We start from the raw sequence: 17,694 nt of genomic DNA, 5'->3' as shown, positions 1-17,694 counted from the left end.
CGGCGGTGTCCCGGCTCAGAAATGACCGAAGATGTGGCTGTATTCGTAAGCGGTCTGTTCGACGCCGCTGCCGACCGGCGAGACCACACCGACCGTGCTGCCGTTGTCGCGGCCCAGCGACCACATGGCGAGGCGGGCGATGTCCGGATTGCCGTCCGCATAATCCAGCAATTCCTGCGCATCCTGGAGCGTGAACACCTCGCTGCTCACGTCATTGATGCCGATCATCGGCGTGATGCCGAGCTTCGCGTCGATACCGAGGCCCTTCAATTGCGCCAGGGTGGCCATGGCGGCGGAGATGGCATCCTTGCCCATGTCGCCGCTATCGACCGCCGCCCCGTAATCCATCGCCATGATGTTCACGACATCGATATGCACGCCGTCGGCGGCCGCCTGCTTCAACAGGTTCAGCCCATCCTGGGTGAGGCCCGTGGGCAGCACCGGCAGGGTGAACGAGATGGTCAGGTCGGGATTGGCCTTCTCAAGCGCCACAAGGGCCTGATCGCGCAAGTGATTTGCCGCCGCATTGGTCACCGCCCCTCCCTCGATGTCGAAATCGAGCGAATTCACGTGATAGCGGTCGATGACCGACTGGTACTCCTTGGTCAGGTTCTCGACGCTGGTGGCCGTGATGGCCGCTTCCTGCCCATTGGCGCCGCCGAACGAAATGGTGATGTGGCCACCCGCCGCCTGGATCGCTTCCACCTGCGAGAGGATGGTGGTGCCGTTGGACAGCGTGTCGTTCTGGATGGTGCCAGCTCCCTGCCAGCCGATCTGATTGGTGCCGGAGCTGAGCATGAAGGCCAGGGTGAAATCCAGCACGCCCGATGCCTTCGCGATGCCGAGGAGGTCCTGGCTCGTGGTCAGCGACATGTCCACATAGGGCGAGAAGTCCTGGTCGAGGTTTTCAGCGCTGCCGGGCAGGCCGGTCGTCACATGGATGGGGCTTGCGGCAGCCGAGGTGCCGGCCTCATCGATGGCCACGACGGTGAAGTCGTAGTTCGTGGAGGCATGAAGGTCGGCGACTTTGTAATGGGTGTCGGTGGTGGTCGCGATGAGCACCCCATTCATATAGATGCCGTAGCCGGTCACCGTGCCGACACCGGAGACCGTGGCCGCGTCCCACACGAGCACGGTCGACGTGTCGGTGGTGCTCGCGGCGAACAGGTCGGCGGGGGCGTTCGGTATCACCGGTGTGCTGTCGAGATAGCCGACGAAGGTCCACACCTTGCCGCTGCCGGCATCGCCGTGGTTTGAGGCGGGATCGCTGCCCTGGGTCCACCAGCCGGCCTTGTAGACCATGCCGTTTTCGCTCGCGAGATCGCCGCCGTTATAGACCTTGGTGGCGCTCCAGGGATCGGCATAGACGGTGGTGCCGCCCGACCCCGTCCCACCCGACCCCGTTCCGCCGTCACCGGTCCCGGTTCCACCCGTGCCCGTTCCGCCCGTACCAGTGCCCCCTGTTCCGGTGCCGCCCGTACCCCCCGTTCCGGTTCCTCCGGACCCCGTGTGGCCGGCAAGCGCATCGGTCCATTCGCCGAGGGCCGAGCTGTCCTTGGCGACGATATTGGCGAGGCTCAGGTCGGCGAGGGTGACGCCCGTGAGGGTATAGGTCTGGTTGTTGCTCGGAATGGAGATGACCACGGAGCCGGCAACTTCGGAGACGGTGAAATTGTCGGCCGAGAACCAGCCGAAATCCAGCTTGTCCAAGGCGGTGTCGAAGTTCAGCGCCGTGTTGGTACCCCAGGCCCAGGTGATGGTGGTGACGGTCGCCATGCCGTCGCCCACGTGGCCGGCACCGGATTCTCCGCCCGTATCGCCACCCCCGGCACCACCGGCACCACCGGTGCCACCTGTACCACCACCAGCGTCCCCGCCCGTACCGCCGGTGCCGCCGCCGGCCGTGGAGCCGCTGCCGCCCGTGACCGTGCCGCCGCCGGCGATCGCGATGTCGAAATCCACGATCTGGGAATCCGGCACGGTGATGCCAAGCTGGGTATCCAGGTGGTCCTCGCGGACCTCGGTGAAGGTGAATTCGAAATTCTTGGCCGAGAGCTCGGAGAGGGTCACGCCGAGCAGCACAAGCTTCTCGCCGGTCGCCCCATCGGCGATCACCACGCCTTCGCTGCTGTCGGTCATCGAAAGCCGCTCGCGGCTCGCGAAATATTTAAAGCTCACCACATCGGTCGCGGGATCGAAGGCGACCTTGTCCACCTGCCCGACTTCATGGGAACGGGCATAGACCGTGTGCGGTTCGGGCGTGATGCCCTGCTCCCACGCCAGCGCACCGCTCACCGCCTCGCGCAGATGGGCGTTCTCGATATAGCTGAAATTATCGATGGTCAGATCCGCGAGGGCCACGCCCTTGATGATCTGCATATCGCCGTTCCACGGGTTCATGAACCCGACGCCGTCCGGCGTATCCACGATGATGAAGGCGTGGATCGTGTTCGCGCCGGTGTCGATCTTGTCCTTGGTGACGTCGAATCCCGTAATGTCCGCCCCGCTGAGCGAGATGGCATAGACCGCGCCTTCCGCGCCGCCGCCCGTGCCCGTGCCACCGGTCCCGCCGGTTCCGGTGTCCCCTCCGGTTCCCGTGCCGCCACCCGTGCCGGTGCCGCCGCCTGTGCCGCCGCCGGTCCCCGGAGCCGCCAGGGTGCTGGTCCACTCGGCCAGCGCGGTGGAATCCTTGGCCGTGATGTTGGCCATCGTCAGCTGAGACAGGTGAACGCCCTGCAGCGTATAGGTCTCGTTGTTCGACGGAATGGAAATGACGACGGAGCCGTTTACCTCCGTCACCGTGAACTGATCGGCCTGGAACCAGCCGAAATCCAGCACATCGGTGGCGGGATTGAAGGCCAGGACGGTGTTCTTGCCCCAGGCCCAATTGATCTCGGTCGTCGTTCCCGTTGTCATCACGCATCCTTCTGCAGGCCTGCCGGCTCGATCGCCCTCCGCGAGAACCCAGGCTATTTCCCAGGTCAGGCTTTCTCATCTCTCCGTCATGTTCAAGCTGAAGTTAGTTCATAATGGCCGGGCCGGTGATTTTTCCCGCCTATTTCCTCCAGAAACGCTGCCGCCACGAGCAAAAACCCTTTGCCTCGCCTCATTTGTGCGTACGCGGCGACATTTAACTATGAAAGCAAAGGCAGTAATAAAGAGTTTTATGCATATTGGCGGGAGAAATACATAAATATACCGCCTTCTTTCGGACCGTTACGTCGAGTTAAGGTCCAAAGTAGCGCGTTGATCTACTTTATAAATTTTGCCGGCATATTATCGGATTGCCATCTTCCGCCATGCCGCCTGGGGCAAGCCGGCGCGCGCGACCAGGCCTTTCGCGGTACGCGTCCGGATCAGGCGCTGCGGATCAGCCTCCGGCGCGCCAAAAGAAAAGGGCGCCCCGAGAGGCGCCCTGGTCAGTCACGATGAAGGGATCAGATCACTTGATCTTCGTCTCGCGGAACTCGACGTGCTTCTTCGCCACCGGGTCATACTTTTTCAGCACCAGCTTGTCGGTCTTGGTGCGGGAGTTCTTCTTGGTGACATAGAACACGCCCGTGTCCGCGCTGGACAGAAGCTTGATCTTAATGGTTGCAGCCTTGGCCATGGTCTATCCTTGATGCCGCTACGGCGCGCGAACCGAAAGCGGTCGCGGAAAAGAAATACGCTCGCGCCACCGCTTTGGCGGCACGTGGGCGCGGAAATTCACTCATCACGCCCCAAATGTCAAGCGTGGGTGCGCTTTTCCACCATCATGTGGCCGGCCACCACCAGCACATACATGCCCAGCATGCCGGCCATCACGTAAGCGAAACCATAGGGATTGTAGATGTCCATGCCGAGCCCGACCAACGGCGGCCCGACGATGAGCCCGAGCGAATAGAGCATCACGAACGCCGCATTGGCTGCGGCAAGATCGGCGCCGTGGAATCGCGCGCCAAGATGGGCCAGCCCCACCGTATAGAGGCTGCCCACGACGCCCGTGGCCAGGAACACCGCCACCTTGAAGGCCAGCGTATCCACCGCGATCTGCACCATCACCAGCGCGCCGATGGTGCCGAACAGCGCGCAGCCGAGCAGCAGGATGCGGCGGTCGATTCGGTCGCTGACGAGGCCGAGCGGGATCTGGAACACCACATTGCCAAGGACGGCGATGGTCAGCAGCAGCGAGGCACCGCCCTCCGGCAGGCCGAGTCGCACGCCATAGAGTGGCAGAAAGCTCATGACCGCGGTCTCGATGGCGCCGAACACCAGGGCCGCGAGGGTCGCCACGGGCGACAGGCGGATGAACATCAGCACCCCGTGGTGGTCGCCGTCGGCGATCTTGGGCGTCATGCCGCGCGCCATGAGAATGGGGATCGCACCCGCCGCGAGCATGATCGCACCCGCCACATAGGGCGGCCAGCCGCGCGCGCCGAGAAGCCCGAGAATCGCCGGGCCGATGGCCGCGCCCACCGAAAGGCCGGTGGCGTAAATCCCCATGATCAGCCCGCGCCGGTGCGGCGGCGCCACCGCATTGATCCAATATTCGCTGACCGCGAACAGGATGCAGAGCGCGGCCCCGAATGCGAAGCGCAAGGGAAACCACAGCACGAACGACGGGACCAGCTTGAACGCGAGGAGACTGACGGCGGTCACGGCGATCGCCAGCGTCAGCAGCGCCCGAACCCCGAGCTTGCGTACCATCAGCGGCACAAACGGCGCGGTGGCGACCGTCGCCACCCCGGCAACCGCCGTGTTGATGCCGATCCAGGTGTTCGAGATGCCGCGCGACTCCAGTTCCAGCGCCAGGAGCGGAATCGACAGGCTGATACCGATGCCGACCACCGATATGGCGGAGATCGCTGCGGCAATTGAGGCAGTCCGGCTCATGGGAGCGCCGGACTGCTGGGGGGCATGCATGAGAATTCCTGAGACGTTCCTGAAGAGTGTCCCGCCGCCGGCGGCTTAATCGAGCAGGGTGCGCACGAACTTGCCGTAACGCACGCTGTAGAACGGCACCGGGATCTCGCGCCGGAAGCCGGCGTCAAGACGTGCCTGCACCTCTTCGAGAATGACGCGGGTGATGGCGGGAAGTTCCGCCTTCTCGGTTTCCTTGAAGGTCAGCCAGCGGGTTTCGATAAGCTCGGAATCGGGTCCCACCATGCCCTCCACCTTCTTGGCGATGGCGCTCACGTCCGCCGCGAAGAAGCGCGTGTCGAAGCGCTTGGGGCGGCGCGGCGGGGTGATGGCGCGCAGCACGAAGGTCAGCGATTCGAGATTGGGGAATACGCCGTGCTCGCGGAAGGCGTCCCAGCCCTCCGCCGGGCTTTCCGGGGCGCCGGCCTCCGTGGTGCCGACCAGGATGCCGGTTTCCTCATACATCTCGCGGATGGCGGCGGCGGCGAGCGCCCGGCTACGCTGCGCGCTGCCGCGGGGCGCCTGTTCCTGAAGGCGACGTTCGCTCTCATTGTCCAGCGTGCCGAACACCGGCATGGCGCGATCACTGGCTTCCAGGCTGCCCCCGGGGAACACGAACACATTCGGCATGAATCGGTGGCCGGGATGGCGCAGCCCCATCAGCACGCGCGGTTCCTTGCGGCTGCGATCGAGCAGGATCAGCGAGGCCGCATCGCGCGGCCGCACATTCGGGCTGGTCTGCTGGCGTTCGACAGCGGAAAGGCGTGCAGCAAGATCAGTCATTGGGAAGCCGTTGGCAGAGCGGAGGGGCGCGGTTCGCGTTCGGGACTGTTCGGGTCGAAGCCATGCATGCGCCGCGACCATTGCAGCGCGATGAGGGCTCCCTTCAATACCGGGAGCAGCACCAAGCTCAAGACCAGAGTGAGCGGAAGGAAGGTGACGAGGTGGACCCAGACCTCAGGACGGAACACTTCCTCGACCAGAACGAGCAGCGGCACGACGATATGTCCCACCACAAAGATCACCGCATAAGGCGGCGCGTCGTCGGCGCGATGGTGATGGAACTCCTCATCACAGACCGGGCAGGCTTCGTTGACCTTGAGATAGGAGCTGAACATGCGGCCGGTGCCGCATTGGGGGCAGCGGCCGAGGGCGCCGCGCGCCAGGGCGCGCCCGAGCGGGCGCTCGCCGCCGGGCGCTCGGGCCACCTGTCCGTAAACATAGGAGCGGCCGGTCGGATCAATGGCACTCATGGTCGTTTGCGTCCCCCGCCCGCCCCCGACGGACCTGATCTGGTTGGTCCAGGCTTGCCGGATCGGGTTTTACCCGCACCTGACTTGCCTGACCCTGGCTTGCTTAGCCCTGGCTTGCCTGAGCCCCTGCGCGCCGGCGCGGCGGCATCCCCCGGCGGCTGCGAACTGCGGGCCTTGCCGGGCCCCGTCTTTCCCGGGCCGGAGCGACGGCCGGACCGAACCCCGGCGCGGGCGCCCCTTACATAGGCGCCCTCGGACAGAAGCTCAAATCGCAACGCGCCGGCGACAGGAGCCGCCTCCACCAGCTTCACCTCCACCCGGTCGCCGATGCGGTGCATCTCACCGGTGCGATCACCCACCAGGGCCTGCCGCGCCTCGTCGAACCGATAATAGTCGGCGCCGAGCGTGGATGCGGGGATGAAACCGTCGGCGCCGGTCTCATCGAGTGCGACGAACAGTCCCGCCTTGGTGGCGCCGGTCACACGGGCGGAGAAGGTCGCGCCGATCTGATCGGCGAGGTGATGGGCGATCAGGCGATCCACCGTCTCACGCTCGGCCGCCATGGCGCGTCGCTCAGTGCCGGAAATGGCGGTTGCCACCTCCGCCAATTGCTCCGCCGTGGTGCCCTCCGGCAGACCGTCCTTGCCGAAATGATGCGCGCGCACCAGCCCGCGATGGACAATCAGGTCCGAATAGCGGCGGATCGGCGAGGTGAAATGCGCGTAGCGCCGCAGGTTCAGGCCGAAATGCCCGTAGTTCTCGGGCGAATATTCCGCCTGGGACTGGCTGCGCAGCACCACCTGATTGACCATCGGGGCGACGTCGCTGCCCACGACCTGGGCCAGGATATGGTTGAAATTGGAAGGCCGAACCTGGTCGCTCTTGGGCAGCTTGATGTCCAGCGTCGCCAGAAACTCCCGCAGGATCGAGAGCTTCTCCAGCGTCGGGCCGTCGTGCACGCGATAGACCAGCGGCGTGCGCTTTTCCTCCAGCGTCTCGGCCGCAGCGACATTGGCGAGGATCATGAACTCCTCGATCAGCCGATGGGCATCGAGCCGCTGGGGAACCACCACCCGGTCCACCGTGCCGTCGCTCTTGAGCACGATCTTGCGCTCCGGCAGATCGAGGTCGAGCGGCTGGCGGGCCTCGCGGGCGATCTTCAGGCAGGCATAGGCGGCATAGAGCGGGCGCAGCACGCCCTCCACGAGCGGGTCGGTGACCTCGTCCGCCTGCCCGTCGATGGCCGCCTGGGCCTGGGCATAGGCGAGTTTCGCCGCGGACCGCATGAGGACGCGGTGGAAGGTGTGGCCCCGCTTGCGGCCGTCGGCGCCGATGACCATGCGCACCGCGAGCGCAGGGCGATCCTCGTGCGGCCGCAGCGAGCACAGATCGTTGGAAATGCGCTCCGGCAGCATGGGCACCACGCGATCCGGGAAATAGACCGAATTGCCCCGCAGCAGCGCTTCCCGGTCGAGCGCCGAGCCCGGCGGGATATAAGCGGCGACATCGGCGATGGCGACCGTGAGAATGAAGCCGCCCTTATTGGCAGGGTCTTCGTCCGCCTCCGCATGGACCGCATCGTCATGGTCCTTGGCGTCCGGCGGATCGATGGTGACGAGGGGCAGCTTGCGCCAATCCTCCCGCCCCGCGAGCTTGACCGGCTTGGCGGCGGCGGCTTCCTCCAGTACGGCCGGCGGGAAGACATGGGGAATGCCGTGGGCGTGGATGGCGACCAGCGAAATCGCCTTCTCGGTCGCCAGCGAACCGAGCCGTTCCTTCACCCGGGCGGTGGGCAGGCCGAACACGCGCTGGCGCATCAGCTCTACGGAAACGAGGTCGCCGTCCTGCGCCTCCTGCTCGGCGCCGGGCGGAACCTGCAATTCGCGGCCGAGATTCTTCTTGTCCACGGGGATGATGCGCCCGCCACCGCCGTGCGGAGCGGCGCGGAAGATGCCGAGGGTCTGCTTGCGCGCCTTCTCCAGCACTTTGATGACGCGTCCGGTGGGCAATCCCTCCTGCCCGCGATCATCAAAGATGCGCAGCAGCACGCGATCCGACAGGCCGGGCGCCGGCCCCTGCCCGCGCCGGGCCATGACGACCCGGATGCGCGGCGGCTCGCCGTGCTGCTCCTCATCCCATTCCACCGGGACGGCGATCAGATCGCCATCGGCATCGCGGCTTGCGATATCGGCCAGCAGGACGCCGCCGAGGGCGCCGGGCACATGAACCTTGCGACGACGACGCTCCAGCGCCCCATCTTCAGCCAGATCGCGCAGCAGCGCCTTGAGTTCGATCTTCTGGGCGGAATTGAGCCCGTAGGCGCGGGCGATTTCCCGCTTGTCCACCTCGCCGCCCCGCGCCGCGATGAAGGCCGTCAACTCGGCCTTGGTCGGCACCTCGCCCTGCCGTGCAGGCGGCACGAAGGCTGCACGCGCCTCCGCCTCGACTGCCGCGAGCCTGCGGCCGGCGCGCGTCTTGCCCCCGGCCTTGGGACGGGAACGGGGGGAACGGCCGGCGGGAGTTGAGGATTTCGGCAAGGCAGGGGTCCAGTGATCGGCCCGAACCTACCTGAGCGGCGCGCCTTCGGCCAGCTTTTGCCAAGACCGCCTTCGCGGCACTTAGGCACCGCTCATAAGCGACGATGCGTTGTCACGAAAAAGCGAGCAGGAGCACTTCGGTATCAAACAACCACCTTCGGCATTGAACACGAGGCCCGGAAGGCAGAAAGTGCCGCGCTTTCCGATAGAAGCCTGAATCGTCCGGGCTCGCGCGGCTCAGCCGCCTTCCCATGAGTGTTTCATGAGCGCCTCCTCCCAACCGTCCGGTTCCGGCTCCTCCGGCTCTGCGTCACCAGAGTCCCCACAAGCCCTCGGCCATGCGGAAATCCTCTCCATCATCGTCGGCATCATGCTGGCGATGCTTCTCGCCGCGCTGGACCAGACCATCGTCGCCACCGCGCTGCCGACGATTGGTTCGGACCTGAACGATTTCGTCAATCTGTCCTGGGTGGTGACAGCCTATCTGCTCAGTTCCACGGCCGTGACGCCGCTCTATGGGAAGATGAGCGATGTGCTCGGCCGGCGCGTGGTGCTGATGTTCGCCATCGGCGTCTTCATGCTGGGCTCGCTGGCCTGCGCGCTGGCCCCCTCCATGCTGGTGCTGATCCTGGCGCGGGGCCTGCAAGGGCTCGGCGGCGGCGGTCTGATCTCGCTGTCACAGACCATCATCGCCGATGTGGTCTCCCCGCGGGAGCGCGGCCGCTACCAGGGCTATATCGCCGGGGTGTTCGCCGCCAGCAGCATCGCCGGACCGGTGCTCGGCGGCGTGATCGCCGATCATCTGCACTGGTCGGTGATCTTCTGGATCAACCTGCCGCTTGGCCTCGCGGCCTTTCTGATGACGGATCGGACCTTGCGCCGCCTGCCCCGCCACGAGCGGCGCCACAAGGTCGACGTGCTTGGCGGCGTGCTCATGATCGCGTCCACCACCAGCCTGCTGCTGGCCCTGACCTGGGGCGGCGTGCGCTATCCCTGGAATTCCGCCCTCATTCTCGGCCTGTTCGCGGCGGCGCTCACGTTGTCCGTGACCTTCGTCTGGCGCATGAAGACGGCGCCCGAGCCGTTTCTTCCGCTCTCGATTCTCGCCAACCGCGTGGTGAGCATGAGCGTAAGCTCGGTGTTCTTCGTCGCCGGCATCATGATCGCCTTGTCCATCAACGTGCCGCTCTATTTCGAGACGGTGCGCCTGTTCACCCCCAGCCAGTCCGGTCTGGCCTTGATCCCGCAATCGGCGGGCGTCGTGCTCGGCGCGGTCATCTCGGGCCGGGCGATGGCCCGCCTCACCCACTACAAACTGCCGGCCATGATCGGGCTTTCCGTCTCATGCACCTGCCTCGTGACCTTGGCGCTGGTGCCGGACCACACGCCGATTTTCCTCTGGCTGGTGCTGCTCGGCCTCATGGGCACGGGCATCGGGACAGTTCTCCCCGTGTCCACCGTGGCGATCCAGAATGCCGTTCTGCCGCACCAGCTCGGCACCGCCACCGGCACGTCCAATTTTTTCCGGGCTCTTGGAAGCGCTGTGTTCGTGGCAATGCTCGGAGCGGTGCTGCTCGCGGCCTTGGGCGTGTCGCAGCAGGGCGACATCGCCACCCTCGCGCACAATGCCGACCCGGCGCTGCTGAGCCACGCGTTTCATCTGGTGTTCGGCGCGGCGGCGGCGGCGATGTTGTGCGGGCTCGGATTCCTCATCGCCATGGAGGAAAGACCTCTTCGCCGAAGCGTGCGGGACACCGACGAGGTTCCCGCCCTGGCGGAGTGAAGACGCCGGCCTGCGCGGCCGGCGTCCGTTCCATTTTGCCGCGGCTTAGAAAGTCGCAGACCCGGGATTCGGCGGAGCTGGGACCCGGCGAACCTAGGATTCGGCGGATTTGGCCTTTGCCGCCGGCTTTTTCGCCGCAGCTTTCTTAGCGACCGGTGTTTTGGCCGCCGGTTTCTTGGCTGCGGCCTTCGCCGGCTTCTCGTCCGCGCTCTTGGTCGCCGTACTCTTCTTCGCTGCTGTCTTCGCAGGGGCCTTGCGGGCCGTCTTGCCCGCAGGGGCGGTCGCCGCCTTGGCATCGATCAGCGCAATGGCCTCCGCCAGCGTGAGCTGGTCTGGGTCGAGCGCCTTGGGCAAAGTCGCGTTGATCTTGCCGTGATTGACGTAGGGCCCGAACCGGCCCGGACGCACGGTAATGGCGCCGCCGCTCGGATGATCGCCGAGATTGCGGCCCGCCGTGGCCCCTCCGCGTGCGCCCCTGCCCTTCGATTGCTTCTCGGCCAGGAGGGTGATCGCGCGGTTGAGGCCGATGGCGAGAATATCGTCGCCGTCCTCGATGTTCGCATAGACCTTGCCGTGCTGGATATAGGGCCCGAACCGCCCGATGCCGGCCAGAATGGGTTCACCGTCCTCCGGGTGCACGCCGATGGGCCGCGGCAGCGCGAGCAGCGCCAGCGCCGTCTCAAGGTCCACATCGGCGGGCTTCAAGCCCTTGGGCAGGCTGGAGCGCTTCGGCTTGGCGCCGTCCACCCCTTCACCCAATTGCAAATAGGTGCCGAAGCGTCCATCGCGGATGGTGACTTCGAGCCCCGTCTCGGGATCGGCGCCGAGCTTGCGCGTCCCCTCGCCTTCCTGCGGCGCCTCGCCGCTCAGCGGCTGGGTATGGCGGCATTCGGGATAATTCGAGCAGCCGATAAAGGCGCCGAACTTGCCCATCTTCAGCGACAGCCGTCCGGTGCCGCAGGTGGGGCAGAGGCGCGGATCGGTGCCGTCCGCTTTCGGCGGAAAGATGTGCGCGGTCAGCATCTCGTCGAGCGCATCGAGCACCTGCGACACGCGCAGATCCTTGGTGGCATCGACGGCGAGCGAGAAGTCCGCCCAGAATTCTCGCAGCACCTGTTTCCAGTCCACCTCGTCGGCAGACACGCGATCCAGCTTCTCTTCCAGATCGGCGGTGAAGTCGTATTCCACGTATTTCTTGAAGAAGCTCTCCAGGAAGGCGGTCACGAGCCGCCCCTTGTCCTCGGCGACGAGGCGCTTCTTCTCCAGCTTCACATATTCGCGATCCTGCAACACCGCGAGCACGGCCGCATAGGTGGAGGGACGGCCGATGCCGAGCTCCTCCATGCGCTTGACCAGCGACGCTTCCGAGAAGCGCGGCGGCGGTTCGGTGAAATGCTGGACAGTCGCGATTTCACGCTTGTCCAGCTTTTCCCCGGCCGCCATCGCCGGAAGTCGGCGGCTCTCCTCGTCCTCGTCGTCGTCGTCCTTGCCTTCGCGATAAAGCGCCAGGAAGCCGTCGAACTTGACCACCGTGCCGGTGGCGGTGAGATCCAGCGTGCGCGCGCCGGCCTGGGCGACGATGTCGGCCGTGGTGCGCTCCAGCGCCGCCGATTCCATCTGGCTCGCGACGGTGCGGGTCCAGATCAGCTCGTAGAGGCGCGCCTGGTCGGCATCGAGATGGCGCGCCACGTCGCGCGGGCTGCGATGGGAATCGGTGGGGCGGATGGCCTCGTGGGCTTCCTGGGCGTTCTTGGCCTTGGTGGTGTATTTGCGCGGAACGGCCGGCAAATAGCGGTCGCCGAACTGCTTGCCGATGGCGCTGCGCGTCGCAGCGACGGCTTCCGGCGCCATGTCCACGCCGTCGGTTCGCATATAGGTGATGAGACCCACGGTCTCGCCGCCGATGTCCACGCCCTCGTACAGGCGCTGGGCGATCTGCATGGTGCGGGCCGGCGCAAGGCCGAGCTTGCGGCTCGCTTCCTGTTGTAGCGTAGACGTGGTGAAGGGCGGCTGGGGATGCCGCTTGACCGGCTTCGCCTCGATGCCGCGCACGGAGAAAGCGGCATTCTCCAACGCCACGCGGAAGGCGGCGGCCTCCTCGGCGGTGCCGACGGACAGGCGCGTGATCTTCTTGCCGTCGGCGCCCGACAGGCGCGCTTCGAAGGTATCGCCGCGCGGCGTCGCCAGCTGGGCGGCGATGGACCAATATTCGCGCGGGACGAAGGTCTCGATCTCCCGCTCCCGGTCGCAGACCAGACGCAGCGCCACGGACTGCACGCGGCCGGCCGAGCGGGCGCCCGGCAGCTTGCGCCACAACACGGGCGACAGGGTGAAACCGACGAGATAATCCAGGGCGCGCCGGGCGAGATAGGCATCCACCAGCGCAATGTCGATCGCGCGCGGCGCCTTCATCGCCTCCAGCACCGCCTGCTTGGTGATGGCGTTGAAGACCACGCGCTCGACCTTCTGGCCCTTGAGCGCCTTCTTCTCGCGCAGCACCTCGAGCACATGCCAGGAAATCGCCTCCCCTTCGCGATCGGGGTCGGTGGCGAGGATCAGCCCATCGGCCGCCTTCACCGCCTTTGCGATGTCGCTCAGACGCTTCTGCGATTTCGGATCGACCTCCCACAGCATGCGGAAGTCGGCCTCGGGATCAACCGAGCCGTCCTTCGACGGGAGATCGCGGACATGTCCGTAGGAGGCGATGACCTCGTAATCCGGACCAAGATATTTGTTGATCGTCTTCGCCTTTGCGGGCGATTCGACGATGACGACCTGCATGACGGCTGCTGTCTCTTGAAATCGCCGCGGCCCCTGGCGGCGGCGGCAACATGGGGTGCGACGCCCGGCCTGTCAAATCCGCAGGCCGTTCCCCTCCTCCAGGGACGCCCTTTTGCTAATACAACCCTGAGTAGCTTGTTTAACCGCACCCAACTCGCAGGATGCGCGACGATGGACGGGGCAAGAGGATGTTGGGATGCCTGGGGCGCGCGAAGACTTCAACCAGGATCAGGCCGCGGAGTTCGCGGCCTATGTGGCGTCGTTGACGGCCGAATTGTCGCGCCTGGCACGACGGCACCGGCTTCCCACCCTCGCCTATCTGCTCGAAATGTCGAGGATGGAAGCGCGCGGCATCGCCCAGCCGCCGCCCCTGGGTAAAGCCAACGGCGCGCACGATTAACTAGCGCAGGCTCACCAGACCACCGCCATGCCGCTCCAGCCGCCCCGCCAGATCCAGTTCCAGGAGCACCCATTGCACATCGCTGACGCTCGCGCCGGAGAATCGCACCAGATCGTCCATGGGTGTCGGCACCGGCCCGAGCAGTTCGGCGATGCGCGCGCGGACCGTATCGTCGGGAGGCGAAGGCTCGGATGGAGCAGCCGGCGCTTCAAGGTCTTGCACCGGAGGATGCGCGAACAGCGGCGTCAGCTGCTCGATCACGTCGGCGGCGCAGGTGGCGAGGGTTGCACCCCGCTTCAGCAGGGCATTGGTGCCCCCGGCCCGCGGATCCAGCGGCGAGCCGGGGATGGCGAACACCTCCCGCCCCTGCTCGGCGGCGAGGCGCGCGGTGATCAGTGAACCGGAGCGCTCCGCCGCCTCCACCACCACGACCCCAAGCGCCATGCCGGACACGAGGCGGTTGCGGCGCGGGAAGTCCCGCGCGCGCGGCTCCCAGTTGAGCGGCATCTCGGACACCAGTGCGCCTTGTTCCGCCACCGCCTCGATCAGTTTAAGGTTCTCCGGCGGGTAGGGCCGGGCCAGGCCGCCGGCGAAAACGCCGATGGTGCCGCTCGCGAGACCGGCTTCATGGGCGGCGGCGTCGATGCCACGCGCCAGGCCGGATACGATCGCATAGCCTGCCGCTCCGAGATCGCGGGCGAAGCGGCCGGCAAGGGTGCGCCCGGCGGCCGAGGCGTTGCGGGCGCCCACGATGGCGATCTTCGGCGCGCGTAGCGTTTCGCCCAGGCCGCGCACGCACAGAAGCGGCGGCGCATCGTCGATTTCCTGCAGGGGATGGGGATAGTCCGCCTCGCCCATGGCCACCAGCCGGCCGCCCATGCGGGCGAGGGCGGCGATTTCGTCCTCCACCTCGGCCAGGGTCGGCACACGGGGCGGGATCAGCCGCCCGCCTTTGCGCGCAAGCGAAGGCAGCGCCTCGAGCGCGGCGGCCGCACCACCGAACTGGTTGATGAGGGCGCGGAACGTGCGTGGCCCCACCTGCTCGGTGCGAATCAGCCGCAACCAGTCGGCGCGCTGCCGGGGCGAGAGGGTGACGCCCCGCCGAGCCATTCGATCACCCCTTCGCGCCGATGCGGCCTTCGGTGCCGGACAGCAGGCGGGCGATATTGGCGTGGTGCTTGGCCCAAAGCAGCACCGCGAGCCCCGCCATCAGCACGCCCATTTCAGGCCCGGCCGCGACATAGGCCGCGAGCGCCGTCGCAGCGGACGCGGTGAGCGCGGCGAGGGAGGAATAGCGCGTCAGCGCGGCGATACCGAGCCAGACCAGAGCGAACGCCACGGCAGCCGGCCACGCGAGCCCGAGCGCCACGCCCAGGAAGGTCGCGACCCCCTTGCCACCTTTGAAGCCGAGCCAGATCGGGAACAAATGCCCGAGAAACGCGCCAAGCCCGGCGACGAGCGCAGCGTCCGGCCCGAGCCAGGCGCGGGCGATCAGCACCGCCGCCGTTCCCTTCAGCGCGTCACCCAGCAGGGTGAGCGCGGCAAGATCCTTGCGGCCGGTACGCAGCACGTTGGTCGCGCCGATGTTTCCCGAGCCGATGGTGCGGATATCGCGGGTGCCCGCGACGCGCGTGATGATGATGCCGAAGGGGATGGAGCCCAGGGCGTAGCCGAGGGCAAGCGCCGCCAGGGTCCACGGCAAGGCGAGAGTCCAGGAAAGCTGCATGCTCAAGCCCCATGTGCCGGCACGGCCGACCGATCAAACGTATTCGTATACCGTGCGCCCGGCAACCAGCGTTCGCAGCACGCGCCCGGTCATGCGGGCTTCGTCGAACGGGGTATTGCGCGAACGCGAGTTCAGATGCGCGGGATCCACCAGCCAGGGCATGTCCGGATCGAACACCACGAGGTCCGCCGGCGCGCCGGGGCGCAAGGTTCCCGTGGGCAGGCCAAGCAGTTCCGCCGGCCGGGTGGACAGCGCGCGCAGCACGTTCACGATGTCCACCTGGTCGGAATGCACCAGGCGCAGCGCGGCCGAGAGCAGCGTTTCCACCCCGATGGCCCCGGGCTCCGCCTCCGAGAAGGGGAGCCGCTTCATTTCAACGTCCTGCGGGATGTGGTCGGACACCACGACATCGATCAGGCCGGAGGCCAGTGCGTGAATCAGCGCCTGCCGATCCTCCTCCGCCCGCAGCGGCGGGTTCAGTTTGAAATAGGTCCGGTACTGGCCGATATCCAGTTCGTTGAAGCTGAGGTGGTTGATGCTCGCCGAAGCCGTGACGGGGAGCCCCGCATGTTTCGCGCGCGCCAGCACCTCCAGCGAGTCTGCGCATGTGAGGGCTGCGGCGTGATACCGACCACGCGCCCCGTCCACCAGCCGCAGGTCGCGTTCCAGCACAATGGCCTCGGCCGCTTTCGGATTGCCCGGCAGGCCGAGGCGGGTGGCGAAGGCGCCCTCGTTCATGGCCCCCTGGGACATGGAGGCGTCTTCCGTGTGATGCACGATCAAGGCATCGAAATCACGGGCATAGCTCAGGCAGCGGCGCAGCACCTGCGCGCTCTTCAGCGAATGCGGCCCGTCGGTAAAGGCCACCGCACCGGCCGCCTGGAGCAGGCCGATCTCGGTCATTTCCTCGCCCTTGAGCCCCTTGGTGAGGGCAGCCATGGGATGAACGCGCACGATCGCGGTATCCCGCGCCCGGCGCAGGATGAAGTCGACGATTGCGGGATCGTCCACCACCGGGTCCGTATCCGGCTGGCAGACGATCGTGGTCACGCCGCCTGCCGCCGCCGCCCGGCTTGCGGTCGCAAGGGTTTCGCGATGTTCCGCGCCCGGCTCGCCGACAAAGGCGCGCATATCGACCAGGCCCGGCGCGACGATCGCACCACGGCAATCCACCACTTCCGCCCCGTCCGGAACGCCGGCGGCGGCGATACCGAAGGCGCTATCCTCGATCCGTCCTTCGACGATCAGGACGTCGCCGTGGAAATCCGACCCGCGCGAGGGATCGATGACCCGCGCGTTCGCGAGGACCACGGGGCGCGTTTCCGAAGGGCGGGCAGGCTCACGCATTGGGCAGTTTCCGCGCCAGGGCATCGAGCACCGCCATGCGGACCGCGACGCCCATCTCCACCTGTTCCCGGATCAGGGACTGCGGCCCGTCGGCGACGCTGGAATCGATCTCGACGCCGCGATTCATGGGGCCGGGATGCATCACCAGGGCATCGGGCTTGGCGCGCCGCAGCTTGGCCTGGTCGAGGCCGAAATAATGGAAGTATTCCTTCACCGAGGGAATGAAAGAGCCCGCCATGCGCTCGCGCTGCAAGCGCAGCATCATCACGATGTCCGCTCCCTCCAGCCCGCTGTCCATGGACCGGTGGACCTCGATGCCGAACTGCTCGATGCCGCTCGGCAGCAAGGTGGAGGGCGCGATCACCCTCACCTTCGCGCCGAGCGCGGACAGCAGATGGATGTTGGAGCGTGCGACCCGCGAATGCAGCACATCGCCGCAGATCGCGACCGTCAGCCCCTGAATCCGCCCCTTGTTGCGGCGGATGGTGAGCGCATCCAGCAGCGCCTGGGTGGGATGCTCATGGGCGCCGTCGCCGGCATTCACCACGCAGCAATCCACCTTGCGCGCCAGGAGCGCCACCGCGCCGGAGGCATGATGGCGCACCACCAAGATGTCGGGATGCATGGCATTGAGCGTCATCGCCGTGTCGATGAGGCTTTCGCCCTTCTTCACAGATGAAGTGCCAACCGACATGTTCATCACGTCCGCGCCCAGGCGTTTGCCTGCGATCTCGAACGAGGATTGCGTGCGCGTGGAGGCTTCGAAAAACAGATTGATCTGCGTGCGCCCGCGCAAGGTGGTGCGCTTCTTCTCGATCTGCCGGTTCAGATCGACGAATTCCTCGGCGAGATCCAGCAGGCCGACGATCTCGCCGGCTGAAAGACCTTCGATGCCGATCAGGTCGCGGCGATCAAGGGTGAAGGCGGGAGAAGGATGCATGGCAGGCGGCAGGCTTAACCACTGT

13 protein-coding genes are annotated in these 17,694 nt (G+C 66.4%); 2 read left to right on the top strand and 11 right to left on the bottom strand.

All coding sequences use genetic code 11. The annotated features are described in order from the left end of the window. Positions 1–15: 15 nt before the first annotated feature. From V5F84_RS12920 to rnr, 6 genes are all read right to left on the bottom strand, one after another. Positions 16–2,916, bottom strand: coding sequence for a fibronectin type III domain-containing protein (locus tag V5F84_RS12920; RefSeq protein WP_394043480.1), 2,901 nt, complete (start codon positions 2,914–2,916; stop codon positions 16–18). Between the two features lie 526 nt (positions 2,917–3,442). Then, positions 3,443–3,610, bottom strand: coding sequence for a 50S ribosomal protein L33 (rpmG, locus tag V5F84_RS12915; protein ID WP_132033308.1), 168 nt, complete (start codon positions 3,608–3,610; stop codon positions 3,443–3,445). Between the two features lie 119 nt (positions 3,611–3,729). Beyond that, complete coding sequence (locus V5F84_RS12910; protein ID WP_394043481.1) at positions 3,730–4,905, bottom strand: MFS transporter; 1,176 nt, start codon at positions 4,903–4,905, stop codon at positions 3,730–3,732. Positions 4,906–4,950: 45 nt separating this feature from the next. After that, a complete protein-coding gene (locus tag V5F84_RS12905; RefSeq protein ID WP_394043482.1) occupies positions 4,951–5,685 on the bottom strand; it encodes an NUDIX hydrolase in 735 nt (244 codons plus the stop codon). Continuing rightward, positions 5,682–6,155: a DUF983 domain-containing protein gene (locus V5F84_RS12900; protein ID WP_394043483.1), complete on the bottom strand. Its 474-nt coding sequence runs from the start codon at positions 6,153–6,155 to the stop codon at positions 5,682–5,684. The genes V5F84_RS12905 and V5F84_RS12900 overlap by 4 nt, the downstream gene beginning before the upstream one ends. Beyond that, positions 6,152–8,575: a ribonuclease R gene (rnr, locus tag V5F84_RS12895; RefSeq protein WP_394043484.1), complete on the bottom strand. Its 2,424-nt coding sequence runs from the start codon at positions 8,573–8,575 to the stop codon at positions 6,152–6,154. The genes V5F84_RS12900 and rnr overlap by 4 nt, the downstream gene beginning before the upstream one ends. A 379-nt stretch (positions 8,576–8,954) precedes the next feature. On the opposite strand from rnr, the gene V5F84_RS12890 reads away from it, so the two are divergent. Beyond that, on the top strand, positions 8,955–10,475 hold the full coding sequence (locus tag V5F84_RS12890; protein WP_394043485.1) for an MDR family MFS transporter: 1,521 nt from the start codon (positions 8,955–8,957) through the stop codon (positions 10,473–10,475). A 93-nt stretch (positions 10,476–10,568) separates the two neighbouring features. On the opposite strand, the gene topA is transcribed toward V5F84_RS12890, so the two are convergent. Next, positions 10,569–13,256: a type I DNA topoisomerase gene (gene topA, locus V5F84_RS12885; protein ID WP_394043486.1), complete on the bottom strand. Its 2,688-nt coding sequence runs from the start codon at positions 13,254–13,256 to the stop codon at positions 10,569–10,571. Between the two features lie 196 nt (positions 13,257–13,452). On the opposite strand from topA, the gene V5F84_RS12880 reads away from it, so the two are divergent. Next, on the top strand, positions 13,453–13,656 hold the full coding sequence (locus tag V5F84_RS12880) for a hypothetical protein (protein WP_394043487.1): 204 nt from the start codon (positions 13,453–13,455) through the stop codon (positions 13,654–13,656). Here the strand turns inward: V5F84_RS12880 and dprA are convergent, their stop codons facing one another. From dprA to V5F84_RS12860, 4 genes are read right to left on the bottom strand one after another with little or no spacing between them, the layout of a single operon-like run. Beyond that, a complete protein-coding gene (gene dprA / locus V5F84_RS12875; protein WP_394043488.1) occupies positions 13,657–14,766 on the bottom strand; it encodes a DNA-processing protein DprA in 1,110 nt (369 codons plus the stop codon). A gap of 4 nt (positions 14,767–14,770) precedes the next feature. After that, positions 14,771–15,382 (bottom strand): glycerol-3-phosphate 1-O-acyltransferase PlsY, encoded by a 612-nt coding sequence (gene plsY / locus V5F84_RS12870; protein ID WP_394043489.1) that lies wholly within the window; start codon positions 15,380–15,382, stop codon positions 14,771–14,773. A gap of 33 nt (positions 15,383–15,415) precedes the next feature. Then, positions 15,416–16,729 carry a dihydroorotase gene (locus V5F84_RS12865; RefSeq protein ID WP_394043490.1) on the bottom strand — a complete coding sequence of 438 codons (1,314 nt, stop codon included), beginning with the start codon at positions 16,727–16,729 and terminating at the stop codon, positions 15,416–15,418. After that, complete coding sequence (locus V5F84_RS12860) at positions 16,722–17,669, bottom strand: aspartate carbamoyltransferase catalytic subunit (protein ID WP_394043491.1); 948 nt, start codon at positions 17,667–17,669, stop codon at positions 16,722–16,724. The genes V5F84_RS12865 and V5F84_RS12860 overlap by 8 nt, the downstream gene beginning before the upstream one ends. Between the last annotated feature and the right edge of the window lie 25 nt (positions 17,670–17,694).

This window comes from Roseixanthobacter liquoris (assembly GCF_043195135.2).
Lineage (GTDB): Bacteria > Pseudomonadota > Alphaproteobacteria > Rhizobiales > Xanthobacteraceae > NCEH01.
This window is presented reverse-complemented; position numbering and strand designations above follow the sequence as displayed.

Coding starts and splice junctions, on each gene's coding strand:
- V5F84_RS12920 (WP_394043480.1), bottom strand. CDS start 2,916: ATGACAACGGGAACGACGACCGAGATCAATTGGGCCTGGGGCAAGAAC.
- rpmG (WP_132033308.1), bottom strand. CDS start 3,610: ATGGCCAAGGCTGCAACCATTAAGATCAAGCTTCTGTCCAGCGCGGAC.
- V5F84_RS12905 (WP_394043482.1), bottom strand. CDS start 5,685: ATGACTGATCTTGCTGCACGCCTTTCCGCTGTCGAACGCCAGCAGACC.
- V5F84_RS12910 (WP_394043481.1), bottom strand. CDS start 4,905: ATGCATGCCCCCCAGCAGTCCGGCGCTCCCATGAGCCGGACTGCCTCA.
- dprA (WP_394043488.1), bottom strand. CDS start 14,766: ATGGCTCGGCGGGGCGTCACCCTCTCGCCCCGGCAGCGCGCCGACTGG.
- topA (WP_394043486.1), bottom strand. CDS start 13,256: ATGCAGGTCGTCATCGTCGAATCGCCCGCAAAGGCGAAGACGATCAAC.
- plsY (WP_394043489.1), bottom strand. CDS start 15,382: ATGCAGCTTTCCTGGACTCTCGCCTTGCCGTGGACCCTGGCGGCGCTT.
- V5F84_RS12900 (WP_394043483.1), bottom strand. CDS start 6,155: ATGAGTGCCATTGATCCGACCGGCCGCTCCTATGTTTACGGACAGGTG.
- V5F84_RS12890 (WP_394043485.1), top strand. CDS start 8,955: ATGAGCGCCTCCTCCCAACCGTCCGGTTCCGGCTCCTCCGGCTCTGCG.
- V5F84_RS12860 (WP_394043491.1), bottom strand. CDS start 17,669: ATGCATCCTTCTCCCGCCTTCACCCTTGATCGCCGCGACCTGATCGGC.
- V5F84_RS12865 (WP_394043490.1), bottom strand. CDS start 16,729: ATGCGTGAGCCTGCCCGCCCTTCGGAAACGCGCCCCGTGGTCCTCGCG.
- V5F84_RS12880 (WP_394043487.1), top strand. CDS start 13,453: ATGCCTGGGGCGCGCGAAGACTTCAACCAGGATCAGGCCGCGGAGTTC.